The following is a 1,171-nucleotide window of genomic DNA, read 5'->3' on the forward strand; positions in this document are numbered from 1 at the left end:
ACGACAACGTCCTCTACCCGATGAAGGACGCCCTCAAGGCCCGCGCCACCATCGGCGAGGTCTGCAACGCCCTCCGCGACGTCTGGGGCACCTACGTGCCGTCGGACGCGTTCTGACCCGGTCGCTCTTCCCGGAGGGGAGGGGGCCGGCGTCCTCCGCGTGAGGTGCTCCGCGCACACGGACGGGGCGGCGTACGCCGACGGGGTGTCGGTGTGCGCCGCCCTCGGGTGGAACGGTGTGCGGGAGGTGGCCCGCGTCGTCATGGCGGTTACTTGGGGTCGTGGCTGAACTTCGAGGTGGACCAGCGGTAGCCGAGCACCGCGAGGCCCAGGCACCAGGCGGCGGCGAGCCATCCGTTGTGGCCGATCCCGGTGCCGAGCAGCAGGCCGCGCAGGGTCTCGATGGCCGGGGTGAACGGCTGGTACTCGGCGATCGGCCGGAACCAGCCCGGCATCGACTCCAGCGGGACGAAGGCGCTGGACAGGAGCGGCAGCAGGATCAGGGGCATCGCGTTGTTGCTGGCGGCCTCGGCGTTCGGGCTGACCAGGCCCATGCCGACCGCGATCCAGGTGAGCGCCGTCGCGAAGAGCACGAGCAGTCCGAACGCCGCGAGCCACTCCAGGACGGTGGCATCGGTGGAGCGGAAACCGATGGCGACGGCCACGGCGCCGACGAGGACCACGCTGACGATCGACTGCAACACGCTGCCGATGACGTGTCCGATGATCACGGAGCCGCGGTGGATGGCCATCGTGCGGAAGCGGGCGATGATGCCCTCGGTCATGTCGTTGGAGACGGAGACCGCGGTACCGATCGTGGTGCTGCCGATGGTCATCAGCAGCAGGCCCGGGACGATGTAGGCGATGTACGCGGAGCGGTCCGGACCGCCGCCGCCGATGCCCGCGCTCATGGTGTCGCCGAAGATGTAGACGAAGAGCAGTAGCAGCATGATCGGCGTGAGCAGCAGATTCAGTGTCATGGACGGGTAGCGCCGGGCGTGCAGCAGGTTGCGGCGCAGCATCGTGGAGCAGTCGCGTACGGCGAGGGAGAGCCGGGCCGGGCGGGCGGGAGCCGGAGGGGTGCTCATCGGACGTTCTCCTTGGGCTGGTGGGGGACGTTGGCGGGGCCGGTCAGGGCGAAGAAGACGTCGTCGAGGTCGGGGGTGTGCACG

1 protein-coding gene is annotated in these 1,171 nt (G+C 69.9%); it reads right to left on the reverse strand.

From position 1 onward, the window contains the following. Positions 1-268: 268 nt before the first annotated feature. A complete protein-coding gene (locus tag ACIBBD_RS38790; protein ID WP_399424733.1) occupies positions 269-1,087 on the reverse strand; it encodes an ABC transporter permease in 819 nt (272 codons plus the stop codon). Positions 1,088-1,171 lie beyond the last annotated feature (84 nt).

It is taken from the genome of Streptomyces sp. NPDC051315, assembly GCF_044455165.1.
Taxonomy (GTDB): Bacteria; Actinomycetota; Actinomycetes; order Streptomycetales; family Streptomycetaceae; genus Streptomyces.

Bases quoted from the DNA above. Each gene is read 5' to 3' on its own strand.
- ACIBBD_RS38790 (WP_399424733.1), bottom strand. From the start codon at position 1,087: ATGAGCACCCCTCCGGCTCCCGCCCGCCCGGCCCGGCTCTCCCTCGCC.